Below are 14,474 nucleotides of genomic sequence, written 5' to 3' on the forward strand. Positions count from 1 at the left end.
CGGCCGGTTTACTCAGACCAACTGCGCGGCAAGCCGTTTCGCGTTCATGTAGGCGATCGCCTCGATCGAGACCATGGGGTTGACGCCCGACGCCGTGGGGAAGCAGGACGCGTCGGCGACGACGATGTTCGCCGCCTCCCAGGTGGCGCCGTCCGGGTTGGTGGCCGATGTCTGCGGCGAGCCACCCATCCGCGCCGAGCCCATGATGTGCAGCGCGCCCAGGGAACACTGTCCCGGACCGTACCCGGCGGCCCGGCATGCGGCCGCGAAATCGGCATGCGACCCACGCCGGCCGGGCTCATAGGAGACGCCTGCTTGGTGCCCGGAGAAGATGCGCTGCGCGCCCGCTGCCTCCAGGATGCTCGCCGCCCCCTCGAACCCGGTGTGCAGATGGGCGGCATCGTAGTCCGACAACCGGTAGTTGACGATCGGCTCACCGCCGCGGTCGACGGATACGGTGCCCGAGTCACGGTCACGAGTGATGATGCCGATCGCGTTCGAACGCGCGAAATCGAGCATGGTGGCCCGATGGTTCGCGGCGCCGCGCCAGCTCATGAAGCCGGTGGCGAGACCGGGATGGATCGGGCCGGTTTCGTAGATCACGCCGTAGCCGTCGCCATCCAGGTCGCTGTGCCGACGGCAGATCCTGGTCTGCAAGCCGCCTTCCCACGGCCGGATCTCTTCCTCGAACACGCCGAACACCGCGGCCGCCGGATGCAGGCGCAAGTGGCGGCCGATGTTGTCGTTGCGCAACCCGGAGCGACGCAGCAACGCCGGAGTCTGGATCGCTCCGGCCGCCACCACCACCGCCCGAGCGCGCACCTCGATCGCCACGCCGTCGGAGGTGACCGCCGAAACGCCCTGCGCCCGGCCGCCTCGCACGGAAATCCGGCGCACCTCGGCGTCCACGACGAGCCGCGCGCCCCGATCGGCCGCATCGGCGAGCCAGGTCTTGGTCACCGACTGCTTGGCGCCCAGCCGGCAGCCGTATCCGCAGCGACCGCACTCCACGCCGGCATCGCAGGCGTCGGTGACATTGCGCGGCAAGGTATCCACTTCCCAGCCCAGCGCCTGGGCGCCGCGTTCGAGAACACCGTCGCGGGCCGACAACACCGACCGCTGCTCGGTGACGCCGAGCCGACGGCGCACCACCTCGAGCGCTTCGTCGAACTCGGCCTCGGCGAACTGGGCGGCGCCCAGCGCCGCCCACTCCGCCCGGACGTCCTGCGGCGTCGGCAAGGACGTGCTCCAGTTGACGACCGTCCCGCCGCCCAGGCAGGTGCCCGCGACGAGGGTGATCTGGCCTTCGGTGGAACCGGGCGGGCCCGGCGCGTACAGGTGCTTCAGCCCGCCGAGTTCGCCTAGGCCGAAATCGCGGTCGTCGTAATAGTTTCCGCGCTCCAGCACGACGACGTCGAGACCCGCTTGGGCCAGCACCGCTGCTGCGACACCGCCTCCGGCGCCGGACCCGACCACGACGACATCACAGTGCAGTTCGGTGGTTTCGCTGTAGCGCAGCGGAGACAAGGCGGGCGCGGGCGCGGTCTGGAGCGGACCGGCCGGAGCCGGATAACCGATCTCCTTCCACAGCGGATTGACGCCGGCGGGGCCGGGGGTGATGTTGTAGGACAGCAGCGACGCTTGTTTGAGCGCCTGGAAGAGCACCCGCACCGACTCGATGCGGGAATCGGCGAGCCGCAGCAACGCCTGTTCCCGTTGCTCCTGCGTCAGTTGGGAGAAACGCCGGGGACCGCTGCCGGTGAGCAGGCCCGCCAGCCGCGAATCCCACAGGTTCAGCAGCGTGGCCAGTTGTTTCTTCTCGGCCTCGCGGGGATTGCGGCCCAGCAACTCGAAGACGGTATCGACGGCGCCGAGCGCGCTCGCCGACGGCAGCGTCAGTCCGTCGCCCGGGTTGAAGGTGTCGCAGATGATGTTCATCGCCGCGCGTTGCTTGGCTGTTGGTTCCATGTCGAGCAGTCCCCTTCGTTTCGCCAGTGAGTTCTATCACACGATATGAACAACCACTAACTAAAGCCTCGTTTGCCCAGGTGAAGGCGGCTTACCCAGGAGAATTGATAGCCACATAGTGGTGCGGGCACTACGTCGGCCTTCCGGCCGCACCCTGCGGGAGACGCATCACCCGGCCGTTCACGCCGGGATGACGACTGCCGCCGCGTGGCCGACCGCCAGGAACGCGTGGACGACCGAGACGAGCGCGGTGCCGAGTTCCGCCGTCGGGTCCCCGCCGGTGCGCGGCCGCGCCAGCGACCACCGGGTGAACGTCCGTTCGGCGTGCACCGCGAGACGCAGCAACTCGGCGCGATACGACCCGAGCAGCGGCTGCTCGCAGGCCCCCAGCGCCGCGGCGGTGAGCTGGGCGCAGCGACCTATCGTCACCACGACCTCGAGCACCTCGTCCGGCACCGCCGTGATGACATAGGCGTCCGCGAGGGCGGCCGCCGCGTGCGTGCGCTCCAGGACGCGGCCGAGGGCATCGCCGAGTTCGGAGAATTGCGCGCGGTCGGCGGCCACCGGTCCGGACGCCAGGGCAGCGCTCAGGTTGGCCATGATCACGCCGAGTGCGTGCTCGACTCGGCGCAACCGATGGAGAATGCCGGACACGTCGACCGGAGAGCACCCGAAATCAGCCAGCACCGTCGCCGCCTCGACCAAAGTGGCGGCCGCCGCACGGAAATAGATCTCGGTCGTCGCGCTCGCCGGTACCGTGCCCACACCCACTCCTCGGGTAGTAACCCTCGATCGGCCGCCTCCGCGTGTCGGCGCCGACCGGACAACTTCGACCGGATAGCCTCGGCAACCCTGCGTCGTGCGGGCAGCAATCCCACGAAGCTACCCGGATTGCTAATAATATCCCATAACATATCGCGAGTCTGAGCTGGTAGATAGATGAAGCTTATCGAAACAGCGATTTACTTATCGACCGGCGACCACCCGGTGGATCTGCTGGCTACGACCAGGCACCGAACCCGCTCCGACACGACCTCGCAGAGACAATCGCGGCGCGATCGTCGACCAGGCCCGCCGCGCCCGATCCCTCGGCGATCTTCGAGTGACCGGGGGAGCCGACCACCCGCCGGTACGAGCGCGATGATGGAGCGGACCCGATGATCATCGAGAGGATCCACGGATGGACCGTCTGAGGCGCTGCTTGGTCGCGGTGGTCGTCCTGCTCGGAGCCGCCGCCGGGTGCGCGGACACCGAGCGCGAACCGCCGCCTGCCCGCGGTGCGATCGTATCGACCACTCCCCTGCTGAGTCTGCCGCCCGAGCAGACCGCGGCGATGTTGGCCGACGGCGATATCCGCACGCCCGTCCGTAACGGCGTCGACGCCTTTCGCCTCGAGTACCGGACGATCACCCCGCAGGGCGAGCCGACCACCGCCAGCGGGCTGGTGGTGTTGCCGCGCACCGACTCTCGGCGGCTGCGGGTGGTCAGCTACGAACACGGGACCATCACGCTGAAGAGCGACGCGCCGTCGGTCGACACCCGCAATCTCTCCGAGCGGCTGCGCACGGTGGCGTTCGCCGCCGCCGGGTACGCGGCGACGGCACCGGATTACTTGGGCCTCGGCAACGGTCCTGGAACGCATCCCTACACCCACGCGCCCTCCGAGACCAGCGCCTCGGCCGACCTGCTCCGCGCGGCTGAATCCCTCGCGGCACAACAACACCGGGAGCTGGACCCGAATGTGCTGGTGACCGGTTTCTCCCAGGGCGGCCACGCCGCGATGGCGCTCGGCAAAGCGCTACACGCCGGAACGATCCCCGGTTTCGGGGTCGCCGCCCTGGCCCCGATCAGCGGCCCCTACGACCTCCAGCACGTTCAGGCGCCCGCCGCGCTCGACGGACGGGTCGTACCGGGTGCGGCGGTGCTGTTCCTCTCGTATTGGCTCACTTCGATGAACCGGATCCACCAGCTCTACGACGATCCGACCGAAGCTTTCCAGCAGCCCTATGCCGACAAAGTGGAAGAACTCTTCGACGGCTTCCACAGCGAGATCACCATCGTGACCTCGCTGGCCGCCACCCCCGCGCAAGTGCTGACACCCCGGTTCCTCCAGTTGGCCACCGAGCCGACCGGCGCAGCCGCCGCGGCTGTCGCCGAGAGCGACGGCACCTGCGACTGGCAACCACGGGTGCCGATCCGCCTCTACGCTTCCCACGGCGACCGCGCCGTCCCCTATCCCAACGCCGAGCACTGCCTGCAAGCTCTCGGCAGCGGCAGCGGCAACGCGACGCTGCGCGACCTGGGCGAGGTGGACCACGCCGGATCGGCCCGGACTGCGCTCCCCGAGATCCTCGTCTGGTTCCAGCAGAAGTTCCCGCCGAACTGACCGCGGCAGGTCGCGGTCGTCCGTCCGGCCGAACGGACGGTCAGTGGGATGAGGCGGACTGCGTTTGCGCCTCGAAGGGCGAATCGATCCCCTCCGTCGCGAGTCGGATATCCAGGCTCGCGATCCGGCCGGAAGCGTCGAACTCCACTTCACCCGCCAGACCGTCGCCGCCGAATTCCAGCCACCGGTAGTCGTCGAGGAATTCGGTGACCAGACCCCGCCGGTTCAGATAGCTGTACACGGCGCGCCGGTGATCGGTCAGGGGCAGTGCGCCGAAACCATAGGCCAGGACGCGAGCGAGACCCGAGGGGGTGGGCGCGGGCAGTTCGAACGCCGGATGGTCGATCAGAAACGCGACGCAGGCGCCATCGATGACGCCGCAGTAGGAGTTCCAGCGCCCGCAGACGATCTTCGCGGCGTCCGCCATCAGCCCCGCTACCTGATAGGGCTCCGGGGCCGCGCCACCGAGCACCACCGGCAATTCGGCCGAACACAATTCGGCGACACCGTATCGAAGGCCGAACTCGCGCACCGTCTCCGCGGCACGCAGCAGCGAACGCGGGTAACCCCAGGGATTGACCCACCCCCACAGCCACGTCTCGGCGTCGGCCGTGCCGAGCAGATGGACGTCGGTGCACACGAACGAGCCCTCGTCGCCGGCGAATTCGAGTCGGCGTTCTTCCAGGTCGACCTCCCACACGTGTGCGCCGAGCACGTCTTCGAGGTGGAGCCGATGCTCGAGTGACAGCAAGCCCGCGTCATCGAGAAGTCTCGTCAGTGGCACGGATTGGGGCACCGCGTCAGCGTAGTCAACGCGGAGTCACCGCTGCGACGCCGCGCCTACGACGGCTTCCTGCCGGGCAACGGGTGGGAAAGGAAACCATCGGCGAACAGCTGCATGGAGCCGCACCGATCGCACCGGTAGGCATGCTGCTGGACGACCTGCTGGCCCAGCTCGCTGGGGTGATCGGTCATGAAGCCGGTATGTCCGGTGATGAAACCGAGGATGCCGAGGTAGGTGCGCTGCCGCTCACACCAAGGGCAGGTCAGGTCCACGGATTCCCGCCTGCGGCGTATCTCCGCTTCCTGCTGCTCGATCCGCCGTTGCGCCTGGTCGATGTAATGCCGGGCTTCCGACACCGTTACCCGACGGGCTTCGCTCCACGGCCCTTCGTAGACCCCGTCGACGGCGGTGCGAAGATGCGCGAACTCCGCCTCGGAACAGCGCACCAACCGGGTACCGCGGAAACCACCCTCGGCGCGGTAGGTGATCTCGGCCCGCGAAACGCCCTGCGGCAGACCTCTGTACAGTTTCACCCGCTTCGGATCATCCGCATCCGGCTTGAATTCGATCCCCCGCTCCGACACACCCTCACGTTACCGCCGAGCCGGCGGCAATGGGCCCCACGCGGTCACGGCTGCTCGGCCGTTGATCCCGAAGTCCGCCTCGGCGGCCAAGTAAGCAGAACCTCTGATGCTGGCATCGGTGATTGGTGCGGGCCGCACCTCGGGTTGCCGCCTGACCATTACGCCGCCTGGAGAATGCTTGCCGACCTCAACCGCGGGGATATGTCCACTGCGAACTCCTGCCGCCACAACAGGTGCTGCGGAGGGTACGTGAAGCATCCGGTGATTGGCAGTTCGTCGACCGGCCCGCGGGCCTCGGGATCGCGCGGGTCGCGGCATGTGCGGACGGGCTGCTGTCACACATCGGCAGGTCATCGCTATTGTGAACCACAAGATCACCATTGAGTCGGGACTGGACCGGCGTGGCCGAGTCGACTCCTGGATCGGAAAGAACGGCGTCGGATCATGGCAGAGGACCTGATCGTGACCGGGATGCTGGTGATACCCGGGTCCGAGCTACGGGAGCGGTTCTCGCGGTCGTCCGGGCCGGGAGGCCAGCACGTCAACACCACCGACAGCCGAGTAGAGCTGTCGTTCGACCTCGCCAACTCGCCCTCGGTGCCGGAGTGGCTGCGCACCAGGATGCTCCACCGCCTGGCCACCCGCCTTGTCGACGGGGTTCTCACGGTCGTCGCATCGGAGCGACGCGAACAGCTGCGAAACCGGGCGGCCGCCCGCGAACGCCTGGCCTCGTTACTACGTGACGCCGCTTCCGCACCGTCACCTGTTCGCCGCCCCACCAAGCCCTCGCGCGGAGCAAAGGAACGTCGTATCTCCGCGAAGAAGCGGCGCGGCGTCACCAAACGCAACCGCCGCGCCCCTGACGACTAGCTGGATCGACCACGGACGTCGGTAACCCCACACCGATCCGATCTCCACCGGAGCGAGGTGTCACGCAACTGCGGGCCTCGCCTCGACACCAAGACGCCATTTTCACGAAATGTTTTCAGGACGGCTTCGATCGCCGTCCCGGCGGCCGCGTGCGGTGGCTCGCCCACACCCCTCAGGCCGGAACAACCGATCGCACCAGCAGTTCGAGCATCGTCAGCTCCGTCGCGTCATCTTGGGGGTGCGTGAGCAGGGCCTCGATCACGAAGGTGATGTTCTTGGCGGCCGGCGCCACTGTTGATTCCGTGGCGCCCGCGGCGCGCAATTCCTCGGCGAGGATGTGATCGGCGGTGGCGTGGAACCGGTCGTGCCACGCCGCGATGGTCGGGGACAGGCCCGCGCGGGCATGCACGGTGTCGACCAGCATGCGGGTGTCTCGCAGCCAGCGCACCACCCAGCACAGCCGCTCCACCAGCGGAAGATCCGTCAGCTGTTCGTACCCGGCCAAGGCGGTGGCGAAGTCCTTGTCCAGGACGGCGACCAGCACCTCGTCCTTGGCCGTGAAATACCAATAGATCGTGTTCGCCGTGACTCCGGCGCTGACGGCTATCCGCGCCATGGACGCCTTGTCGTAGCCGAGTTCGCGGAACAGGCCCTGGGCTGCGGCGACGATCTCGTCGCGTTTCTCGTCAGCGTCGCGGGGACGGCGGTTGCGGGGCATCCGACCACTCTATCTTGATTCACATTCAAGACACATCTACAGTCTTTCTTGAATGCCGATCAAGATCTGACTGGCAGTCGCGATCGAGCCAGCCGCCACAGTCTCAGGAGTGTCGATGACCGCCACATATGAATTCACCCGCGCGGAAACCGGGTTCTCGTCGCACGGAACACGTTGCGCAGCAACTGTTTTCCGACCGACGCTCGATATCGGTAATCTGGACGCCCCGAGGCCGGTGGTGGTGATGGCACACGGATTCGGGGCTCCGCGGGCACATCGGCTCTACGCCTACGCCGAATCATTCGCGCGCGCCGGATACCTCGTGGTGGTCTTCGACTACCGATACTGGGGCGACAGCGATGGACTGCCGCGCCACGTACTCGACATCACCGACCAACTCGACGACTGGCGCACCGCGATCGCCTTCGCCAGGACCCTGCCCGGCGCCGACCCGAACCGGATCGTCGCATGGGGCACCTCGTTCTCCGGCGGCCACATCATCACCCTCGCGGCGAGCGGCGAAAAGCTGGCCGCGATCATCGCTCAAGTTCCGCATGTGAGTGGCCCGGCCGCGGTGCGCGCCCGAGGCGTCCTGTCCGGACTGCGCCTGTTGCCCGCGGCGATCGAAGACACCGTCCGCGGTGCTCTCGGACGCGAACCCCGCTACATCGGCGGCATCGGCCACCCCGGCGACCTGGCGGTACTGACCAGCCCCGACGCCATGCCCGGGCTGATTCGTCTGGAACAGCAGGCCGGCCTCGACGGTTCGGAATATCCGCGCACCGTCGCAGCCCGCATCGTCGCCCGCATCGGTCTCTATTCACCGGGCCGCAAAGCAGCCGCGGTCAGCTGTCCCGCGCTGATCCAGATCGCCCGCGCCGACCTCGTCACACCCGCCGAACCCGCCCGCAGGGCCGCGACGAAGATGCCGCACGCCACCGTCCGCGAATACGACCTCGGCCACTTCGACCTCTACCTCGAGCCGGCCTTTCCGACCGTCGTCGCCGACCAACTCGGCTTCCTGAACACCGCAGTCCCCGCCTGACAGGTACTCAGTCGCCGAACGTGGCGCCCGACTAGTTGTTGGCGCGTTGGATGGAGCGTCGGACCAGGCCGCGGATGCCGGGGAGCTGGATGGCGCGGAGCATCAGTTCGCCGGCCCACACATGTGCGCGTGATGGCGGAGCGAATCGGCTGATTCCTTTCCGGGCCAGTGCCTGTCGTTTGTGTACTTCCGGGCGCAACGCCCTCTCCCAGGTGTCGAGAGCGGTGGGAATGTCATCGCCGTGTGCCGCCAGCGCGGTGCCGAGCTGGTCGGCGCCGTCGAGGGCCAGGGCGGCACCGTAGCCGGCGAATACCGTTACGCACCATGCCGCGTCCCCGAGCAGGACGACTCGGCCGTGACTCCAGCGGTCCATCACGATTTGGCCGACCGAGTCGAAGTAGGCGGCGGGGTCGGCCTCGAGTTGGTGGAGGGCGTCGGCGACGCCGCCGCCGAGATCCCCGAACGCTCGGGTGAGGGCAGGCGCGGCGCCGAGAGCCAGTTCGGTGCCGGTGTCGGGGCAGCGGTAGGTGAAGAACGCCGAGGACCGTTCCGGTCCCAGGTTCATCACCGCGGCCGTGCGTCCGGGGCCGATAAAGGTGGTGCCGACGCCTCCGGGTACGTGCTCGGGAACTGTTTCCAGCGGAAATGCGCCGACCATGTGGCCCAGGTCCACGAAATATTCGGGCTCGGCGCCGAATACGAGCTCGCGGACTCGGGAGTGCACGCCATCGGCGCCGACGAGGAGTTCGGCTCGCAAATGCGTGTCGTCACCGAGGGTGACCACGACTTCCCCGGGGGTCTGGGTGACGGCCTGCACGGTGGTGCCGAAACGGATGTCGGCGAGGTCGGCCACGGCGTCGTATAGCGCCGACTCCAAGTCGCCGCGGAACAAGCTCAGTGCCCGGTTTCCGACAGCGGCCTCGGTGACAGTGGCCGGAATCCTGAACTTCTCCCGGCCGTCCGCGTGGACGAGGACCGAGGTGAAGAATCCGATATCGCGCGGGGTCAGCGCCGGTACCAGCCCGAGCCGCTCGGCAGCGGCATATCCGGGTCCGTGCAGGTTCATCAGGTAACCGCTACTGCGACGACTCGGCGCGCGTTCGACCACGACGACGTCCCAACCTTGCTGATGCAGCCGCAACGCGGCGGCCAAACCAGCGATACCGGCGCCGACGACCGTCGCCCGCCTGCCCGATGTCTCGGCGTGCTGGTGCGCGGCGTTCTCGAGAGCTTCCATTTGCGACTCCTGGATGGATTTGTTGTCGGCGAAAGTCATCCACGAGCTATCGCCATGCCGTCAACTAGTAGTTGACGAGGTCGCAATCGTCAACCTATGGTTGACGTATGGATCGACAGCTGCCACTGCGCGACGTGATCGTCGCGATCGAGCGGGCCCACCCCGATAGGTGCCTGGACCAGTTGGCAGCAGCAGTGATTCACGCTGCGCATTGGTTGCGGGCGGCCGATCAGCTGCTCGACTATTTCGTGGACCAAGCCCGGCACGCAGGCATGCCCTGGGCGGAAATCGGCGCCCACCTCGGCGTCTCCAGGCAGGCCGCGCAGAAACGATTCGCGACCCGCGTCGCAGAGCGCCACGCGGCTACCACCCGGCTGTGAGGCGCGGCAGACAGGAGGAACCAAGATGCCAGAAGCACCGATAGCCACCGGCGCCCCGGCCAGCCGTGGTGTTGTCGCCGGCCCGGTCCGGCTGGTGCACAGTGTTGACGACTTCGACGCGGTTCGGCCGGGCGATGTCATCGTCTGCCGCACGACAGATCCGTCGTGGACAGCGCTTTTCAGCCTTGCCGCAGCGGTGGTGACCGAAACCGGCGGAATTCTGTCCCATGCGGCGATCGTGGCCCGCGAGTACGGGATTCCAGCCGTGGTGGCGGCCGACGGGGCGATGGAGGCCCTGGCGAAACATCGGATCATCTCGGTCGATGGGACCAATGGACACGTTCATGCCGTTCGCTCGACCCAACGTTGATGTCGCTTCACCAGGCATGGCTGCTCGATACGAAAGGGAGGTCCGGGATGACGCACGTTTCCCGTAGTTCGTTGCTCGCGTTGCACGCGATCCGCCTCGGCGGGTTCGTTGATACGCAGGCGGTGGCCGACCGATACGGAATGCCCGTCGGCCTCGCCGAGTCGCACGTGCGGGACTTCCGAGGGCGTGGTTGGATCAGCCGCTTCCGGTTCGGGTCGGACGCGGGGTGGTCGCTCACCGAGAGCGGGCGTGCGGAGAACGAGCGACTACTCGCCGACGAGCTTTCCGAGTGTGGGGAAAAAGCGTTCGTGAAAGACGTCTATCGCGAGTTTCTCCCGCTCAACGCACGGTTGGTGCGGGCTTGCACCGCCTGGCAGTTGACCATCCTTCCCGATGGCAGCATGCAGGACAACGACCACGGGGACGCACAGCGGGACCGGCCGATCCTGGCCGAACTGCACAGCCTCGCAGCGGAATTGGTTCCGCTGACGATTCAGCTCACCGAGCGACTCGCCCGGTTCTCCGGTTACGACACTCGGTTCGCCGCGGCCGTCTCCCTGGCCGCCGACGATCCCGAGATGGTCACCGGCACCAAATACGATTCCGCCCACCGAGTTTGGTTCGAACTGCACGAAGATCTGATTGCCACGCTGGGTATCGACAGGGCACTCACCTCCGGCCCCTAGGTAGGTAGGTTCTCCCAAGCCCGGCGGTTCGGGCTGTCCAGGACAGTGCCCGGGCCGCGCTCCGGAACTGCGCCGTGGACATAACTCCTCTCGGGCACAAAAGTGCCCCGGCTGCTCGCCAGGCGAAATGCCGAGATTCCGCCACGAGGTCCGAGACCTTACAGCGATCGAGCGGGCGCAGCTAGACGTCGGTCGAACTCCCCGTCCCGCGCCCCGACACAAACGCGTCCCATGCCGAGGGCGAAAATACCAGCACCCCACCTTGGGGATTCTTCGAGTCACGAACCCCCACACGCCCGCCGTCCAGATGCGCTATCTCGACGCAGTCACTACCGGCGGAACTACGAGAGCTCTTGAACCAGCGCGCTCCGGATAGATCAACGGACACAGTCGAACTCCTTCGCTGCCTGCCGCAGCAGGCGTTTGCTACTCGGCACGTCCAACGCTACTCGCTTCATGACTTCGATTGCAGCTCGATAGCGGCGAACAGTACTGGGTCGCTCCAGGTAGATATCACCGGTATAGCTCTGAACGTAGACCACCGGCGGCTCCAGCACCCGCCCGTCGTCGTCTGCCGCGAAGTCCAGAATCGTGAACGGTCCGGTGGAGGTCCCCAGCGGGTACCCGGCCCCGAATGGAAGCACCTGCACGCGAACGTTCGGCGGCAGGTCCGCGAGGTGACGCAACTGCACTGACATGACGCGCGGGCCGCCGACCACTCGCCTGGTTGCCGCTTCGTCCAGCAACAGCACCGCATTCAGCGGCGCGATATCGCGGGTGATGAGCCCTTGCCGGTTGCGCCGAACCTTGACTCTCCGCTCGATCTCCTCGGCGGTATCCATGGGGAAGTACACCCGGTCCAGCGCCCGCGCGTACTCGGGGATCTGAAATATTCCGGGCAGCAGATCGGGACGGTAACTCGTGAGACGGGAGGCCGCCGCCTCCATCTGGATGTACGCGTTGAACGTCGGATTCACCTGATCGGGAAACTCGTCCAACCATGACGGTGTCCTCCCCTGCGCCGCCAGCGATTCCAACACCGGCAGCATGTCCACCCGCTGATACAGCCTGCACAGCCGCCGCAGGTCCTCATCGCGCACGACCACGTTCGGCGCACCGGTCTCCAACCGATGCAGTGTCCCCGCCCCGCGCCCGATCGCCCGCGACGCCACCTCGATGGACAGCCCGGCCTCCTGCCGCATCCCGCGCAGGCAGCGGCCGAGACTGCGGTGTGGAACGCCCCCGGTCCCGCGAATGCCGGCCTCGACCTGCCGATCCTCGCCGCCCGCTTCCCGCTCCCCCATACTGTTTGCTCCCTTCTGTGGAATATCCGCACTCGCGAACTGGAATGTTCCGAAAGTCGTTGTGGAAGGCCATATTTCGATATCTTGGAGCACATTGTGCAGGATCGCTGGAAGGTGTCCAGGGCTTTTGCCACTTTCCATAGCGAATTTCCGCGGGAATAACCACACCGCCCGCGTCCGGTGCTCCACTCACCGCGTGATCGGCGCGGCGAACTCCCCGTTCGCCGCCATTCGACCAGCGGAGGACCCATGACCAACGCACTACCGCAACGCGTTCCGTTTCCCCGGTCACGCGCCCCCTACACGGGCGTGCCACTGCCCGTGCTCGAGCGCTACGCGGACGCGCTGCGGCAGTGGGCCGCCGCCCCCGAACGTCCCGGAGGCGGGGTGCCGACCCCTCCCCCGCCTCCGGTGACCCTCACCGAAGTCCTGTCATGGACCGAATAATCCGACGGCGTCCGGTCAGAGCGCGGAGGCCGTGACCATGCGCCGGTACTACGTCGAAGTGCACTGCTGCGGCCCGCGCTGGCTCATCTATGTGCCCGCGGTGAACCGCTGGACGGTGACCGGCGACAAGTCCGCGATCCGGTCCACCACCCGCCGGATGATCGCGGCGATGACCGGCCACAGTGACCACACGTTCGACCTCGACCTCGCCGCGGGCCGGGTGCTGCGCGACGCCGAGGAGTTCGCGGTGTGCCGCCGGGAGTTGACCCGGTGGCATCCGCCCGGAGAACAGGTGAAGCGCCCACACCCCGAGTGACTTCGATCCGAGGACGGAGGTCGCGGTGATCCGAGAACACATCCGCGGCGGTACCTCGAACCCGGTCGCCGCGTGGTGAGCGACTCCGGCGCAGGGCCTCTCGGGTTGCGACGGATAGTATGAAACCTCGGTCATATCGGGAGTGCCGGCTGTTCTCGCGAGAGATGCGTCGAGGGGTGACGTGCCGTCCATGGCTGAGTCGAACCTGAGCGGAGGGAACATGGTGGGGTCGATGGTTCGTACCGGATCGAGTCTGCTGGCAGTCGTCGTCGGTGTCGCAGTGCTGGCGGCTTGCGATCGAGGGAGCTCAGTCGATTCGGTGGCGGAGCCGAGCGGGGCGACGACCTCGACAACAGCCAAACCAGCAAGCTGCCCCGCCCTGTCTGCCGATCCCCTGGTTACCAAGGAATTGAAGACCGCCCTGGCAGCGACGCACCTACCGGAGGGAGCGTGTCTCAATTCTGTGGACGTGGTGGGAGATCCCAGCCGACTGGATGACATGGTATTCCTCATCACCCTCGATGTACCCACGGCGGCAACGCCGGATGATCTCCGCCCCATCGCCACCGACATCGCACATGTGTGGAAGCAAAGCGAACTCGGACACAGGACGGCCGAGCTGGATATCACCAACTGGGGGTACGCCGGAGCGAAATACATGGAGTACCTCAGGGACGATGGTTTTCGGAACCATCCATGGAACGGGACGCCGTCTCGCGAGGCCGAACTGGCGATATGGACCGTCACAGCCAAGGGATGAACGCGACTCCCGAAGGGCTGGTGGAAAGAAGCCGACATCAGTGCGCTGACTCTCGGTTCACTGCTGTCGCCGCCGAAGGCGAGGGGGACGATCCAGCTTCGGCGAGCCGGTCCCCCGGCAACGAGGCCGCGGCCGACTCGACCGGTGACTTCGTGCGGCACCTGCCGACGTCAATCGCCGACATGTGGGTACGCCTGTTACACCTCACCTTTCAGTTTCTGGGCGGCCAGGAAGCGCGCTACCGAACGGGCTTCTACGAAGAGGGGATCAACGACGCGCTGGCGGCGATTCGAAATATCGCAGGATAAGACTCTCTGATCCGATTGCGCACACGCTTTCGTCCCCTACGACCACCAACCGAGGCTTCGAGCGCCTGTCGACCGAGTTCCAGCGGCGGCCGCTGCCGACGCTGTTCACCGCCGGGGACCGGGACGATCGGACCGAGTCGCTACAACGACACCGTCGTGCTCACGCGAAACTTCCGCGCCATCTCGCGCCGTCGAATGTCTTCGTCGGGACCGGCGGAAGTCTGGTCCGGTGCGCGTCGGGCTCCGGCGACCATGGTGCGCCCTGTCGTCCCTGGCCGAATGCGCTGCGGTGCCGGTCGCGGCGATGACCG

General features: G+C 67.0%; 18 protein-coding genes. 10 read left to right on the forward strand and 8 right to left on the reverse strand.

All coding sequences use genetic code 11. From position 1 onward, the window contains the following. Positions 1-12 precede the first annotated feature (12 nt). Both ACGF7Y_RS25320 and ACGF7Y_RS25325 read right to left on the reverse strand, forming a co-directional pair. Complete coding sequence (locus ACGF7Y_RS25320; RefSeq protein WP_393237224.1) at positions 13-1,968, reverse strand: FAD-dependent oxidoreductase; 1,956 nt, start codon at positions 1,966-1,968, stop codon at positions 13-15. Positions 1,969-2,148: 180 nt separating this feature from the next. Further along, positions 2,149-2,733, reverse strand: coding sequence for a hypothetical protein (locus tag ACGF7Y_RS25325; RefSeq protein WP_393237227.1), 585 nt, complete (start codon positions 2,731-2,733; stop codon positions 2,149-2,151). Between the two features lie 415 nt (positions 2,734-3,148). On the opposite strand from ACGF7Y_RS25325, the gene ACGF7Y_RS25330 reads away from it, so the two are divergent. After that, positions 3,149-4,354 (forward strand): lipase family protein, encoded by a 1,206-nt coding sequence (locus ACGF7Y_RS25330; protein ID WP_393237230.1) that lies wholly within the window; start codon positions 3,149-3,151, stop codon positions 4,352-4,354. Between the two features lie 40 nt (positions 4,355-4,394). Here the strand turns inward: ACGF7Y_RS25330 and ACGF7Y_RS25335 are convergent, their stop codons facing one another. Next, positions 4,395-5,150: a DUF6882 domain-containing protein gene (locus ACGF7Y_RS25335; protein WP_393237232.1), complete on the reverse strand. Its 756-nt coding sequence runs from the start codon at positions 5,148-5,150 to the stop codon at positions 4,395-4,397. A 44-nt stretch (positions 5,151-5,194) separates the two neighbouring features. Further along, positions 5,195-5,671: a hypothetical protein gene (locus tag ACGF7Y_RS25340; protein ID WP_393237234.1), complete on the reverse strand. Its 477-nt coding sequence runs from the start codon at positions 5,669-5,671 to the stop codon at positions 5,195-5,197. A 495-nt stretch (positions 5,672-6,166) separates the two neighbouring features. Here ACGF7Y_RS25340 and arfB point away from each other — a divergent pair, with 495 nt between their 5' ends. Next, entirely contained in the window at positions 6,167-6,592 is a 426-nt protein-coding gene (arfB, locus tag ACGF7Y_RS25345; protein WP_393237237.1) for an alternative ribosome rescue aminoacyl-tRNA hydrolase ArfB, read from the forward strand. 172 nt (positions 6,593-6,764) lie between these two features. Here arfB and ACGF7Y_RS25350 read toward each other — a convergent pair whose 3' ends face one another. After that, the gene (locus tag ACGF7Y_RS25350) at positions 6,765-7,310 is read right to left on the reverse strand and encodes a TetR/AcrR family transcriptional regulator (RefSeq protein WP_393237240.1); all 546 of its coding nucleotides are present in this window, start codon (positions 7,308-7,310) and stop codon (positions 6,765-6,767) included. A 115-nt stretch (positions 7,311-7,425) separates the two neighbouring features. Here ACGF7Y_RS25350 and ACGF7Y_RS25355 point away from each other — a divergent pair, with 115 nt between their 5' ends. After that, positions 7,426-8,355 carry an alpha/beta hydrolase gene (locus tag ACGF7Y_RS25355; RefSeq protein ID WP_393237243.1) on the forward strand — a complete coding sequence of 310 codons (930 nt, stop codon included), beginning with the start codon at positions 7,426-7,428 and terminating at the stop codon, positions 8,353-8,355. A gap of 31 nt (positions 8,356-8,386) precedes the next feature. Here the strand turns inward: ACGF7Y_RS25355 and ACGF7Y_RS25360 are convergent, their stop codons facing one another. After that, entirely contained in the window at positions 8,387-9,592 is a 1,206-nt protein-coding gene (locus ACGF7Y_RS25360) for an FAD-dependent oxidoreductase (RefSeq protein ID WP_393237246.1), read from the reverse strand. 107 nt (positions 9,593-9,699) lie between these two features. On the opposite strand from ACGF7Y_RS25360, the gene ACGF7Y_RS25365 reads away from it, so the two are divergent. The 3 genes from ACGF7Y_RS25365 to ACGF7Y_RS25375 are packed head-to-tail and all read left to right on the forward strand — an operon-like array spanning position 9,700 to position 11,028. Beyond that, the gene (locus ACGF7Y_RS25365) at positions 9,700-9,972 is read left to right on the forward strand and encodes a hypothetical protein (RefSeq protein WP_393237249.1); all 273 of its coding nucleotides are present in this window, start codon (positions 9,700-9,702) and stop codon (positions 9,970-9,972) included. A 25-nt stretch (positions 9,973-9,997) separates the two neighbouring features. After that, the gene (locus tag ACGF7Y_RS25370) at positions 9,998-10,342 is read left to right on the forward strand and encodes a PEP-utilizing enzyme (RefSeq protein ID WP_393237252.1); all 345 of its coding nucleotides are present in this window, start codon (positions 9,998-10,000) and stop codon (positions 10,340-10,342) included. Between the two features lie 47 nt (positions 10,343-10,389). Next, a complete protein-coding gene (locus ACGF7Y_RS25375) occupies positions 10,390-11,028 on the forward strand; it encodes a hypothetical protein (protein ID WP_393237256.1) in 639 nt (212 codons plus the stop codon). Between the two features lie 181 nt (positions 11,029-11,209). On the opposite strand, the gene ACGF7Y_RS25380 is transcribed toward ACGF7Y_RS25375, so the two are convergent. Both ACGF7Y_RS25380 and ACGF7Y_RS25385 read right to left on the reverse strand, forming a co-directional pair. Beyond that, positions 11,210-11,416 (reverse strand): DUF397 domain-containing protein, encoded by a 207-nt coding sequence (locus ACGF7Y_RS25380; RefSeq protein ID WP_393237259.1) that lies wholly within the window; start codon positions 11,414-11,416, stop codon positions 11,210-11,212. After that, the gene (locus ACGF7Y_RS25385) at positions 11,406-12,332 is read right to left on the reverse strand and encodes a helix-turn-helix domain-containing protein (protein ID WP_393237262.1); all 927 of its coding nucleotides are present in this window, start codon (positions 12,330-12,332) and stop codon (positions 11,406-11,408) included. Before ACGF7Y_RS25385 ends, ACGF7Y_RS25380 begins: the two co-directional genes overlap by 11 nt. A gap of 249 nt (positions 12,333-12,581) precedes the next feature. Here ACGF7Y_RS25385 and ACGF7Y_RS25390 point away from each other — a divergent pair, with 249 nt between their 5' ends. From ACGF7Y_RS25390 to ACGF7Y_RS25405, 4 genes are all read left to right on the forward strand, one after another. Continuing rightward, the gene (locus ACGF7Y_RS25390; protein WP_393237265.1) at positions 12,582-12,779 is read left to right on the forward strand and encodes a hypothetical protein; all 198 of its coding nucleotides are present in this window, start codon (positions 12,582-12,584) and stop codon (positions 12,777-12,779) included. Positions 12,780-12,810: 31 nt separating this feature from the next. After that, positions 12,811-13,095 (forward strand): hypothetical protein, encoded by a 285-nt coding sequence (locus ACGF7Y_RS25395; protein WP_393237267.1) that lies wholly within the window; start codon positions 12,811-12,813, stop codon positions 13,093-13,095. Between the two features lie 190 nt (positions 13,096-13,285). Beyond that, positions 13,286-13,855, forward strand: a complete 570-nt coding sequence (locus ACGF7Y_RS25400) for a hypothetical protein (RefSeq protein WP_393237270.1) — start codon at positions 13,286-13,288, stop codon at positions 13,853-13,855. Then, complete coding sequence (locus ACGF7Y_RS25405; protein ID WP_393237273.1) at positions 13,852-14,163, forward strand: hypothetical protein; 312 nt, start codon at positions 13,852-13,854, stop codon at positions 14,161-14,163. Before ACGF7Y_RS25400 ends, ACGF7Y_RS25405 begins: the two co-directional genes overlap by 4 nt. Positions 14,164-14,474: the final 311 nt, after the last annotated feature.

It is taken from the genome of Nocardia sp. NPDC047654 (assembly GCF_043205035.1).
Taxonomy (GTDB): Bacteria; Actinomycetota; Actinomycetes; order Mycobacteriales; family Mycobacteriaceae; genus Nocardia.

Bases quoted from the DNA above. Each gene is read 5' to 3' on its own strand.
- ACGF7Y_RS25320 (WP_393237224.1), bottom strand. From the start codon at position 1,968: ATGGAACCAACAGCCAAGCAACGCGCGGCGATGAACATCATCTGCGAC.
- ACGF7Y_RS25330 (WP_393237230.1), top strand. From the start codon at position 3,149: ATGGACCGTCTGAGGCGCTGCTTGGTCGCGGTGGTCGTCCTGCTCGGA.
- arfB (WP_393237237.1), top strand. From the start codon at position 6,167: ATGGCAGAGGACCTGATCGTGACCGGGATGCTGGTGATACCCGGGTCC.
- ACGF7Y_RS25350 (WP_393237240.1), bottom strand. From the start codon at position 7,310: ATGCCCCGCAACCGCCGTCCCCGCGACGCTGACGAGAAACGCGACGAG.
- ACGF7Y_RS25355 (WP_393237243.1), top strand. From the start codon at position 7,426: ATGACCGCCACATATGAATTCACCCGCGCGGAAACCGGGTTCTCGTCG.
- ACGF7Y_RS25360 (WP_393237246.1), bottom strand. From the start codon at position 9,592: ATGGAAGCTCTCGAGAACGCCGCGCACCAGCACGCCGAGACATCGGGC.
- ACGF7Y_RS25365 (WP_393237249.1), top strand. From the start codon at position 9,700: ATGGATCGACAGCTGCCACTGCGCGACGTGATCGTCGCGATCGAGCGG.
- ACGF7Y_RS25370 (WP_393237252.1), top strand. From the start codon at position 9,998: ATGCCAGAAGCACCGATAGCCACCGGCGCCCCGGCCAGCCGTGGTGTT.
- ACGF7Y_RS25375 (WP_393237256.1), top strand. From the start codon at position 10,390: ATGACGCACGTTTCCCGTAGTTCGTTGCTCGCGTTGCACGCGATCCGC.
- ACGF7Y_RS25385 (WP_393237262.1), bottom strand. From the start codon at position 12,332: ATGGGGGAGCGGGAAGCGGGCGGCGAGGATCGGCAGGTCGAGGCCGGC.
- ACGF7Y_RS25390 (WP_393237265.1), top strand. From the start codon at position 12,582: ATGACCAACGCACTACCGCAACGCGTTCCGTTTCCCCGGTCACGCGCC.
- ACGF7Y_RS25400 (WP_393237270.1), top strand. From the start codon at position 13,286: ATGGCTGAGTCGAACCTGAGCGGAGGGAACATGGTGGGGTCGATGGTT.
- ACGF7Y_RS25405 (WP_393237273.1), top strand. From the start codon at position 13,852: ATGAACGCGACTCCCGAAGGGCTGGTGGAAAGAAGCCGACATCAGTGC.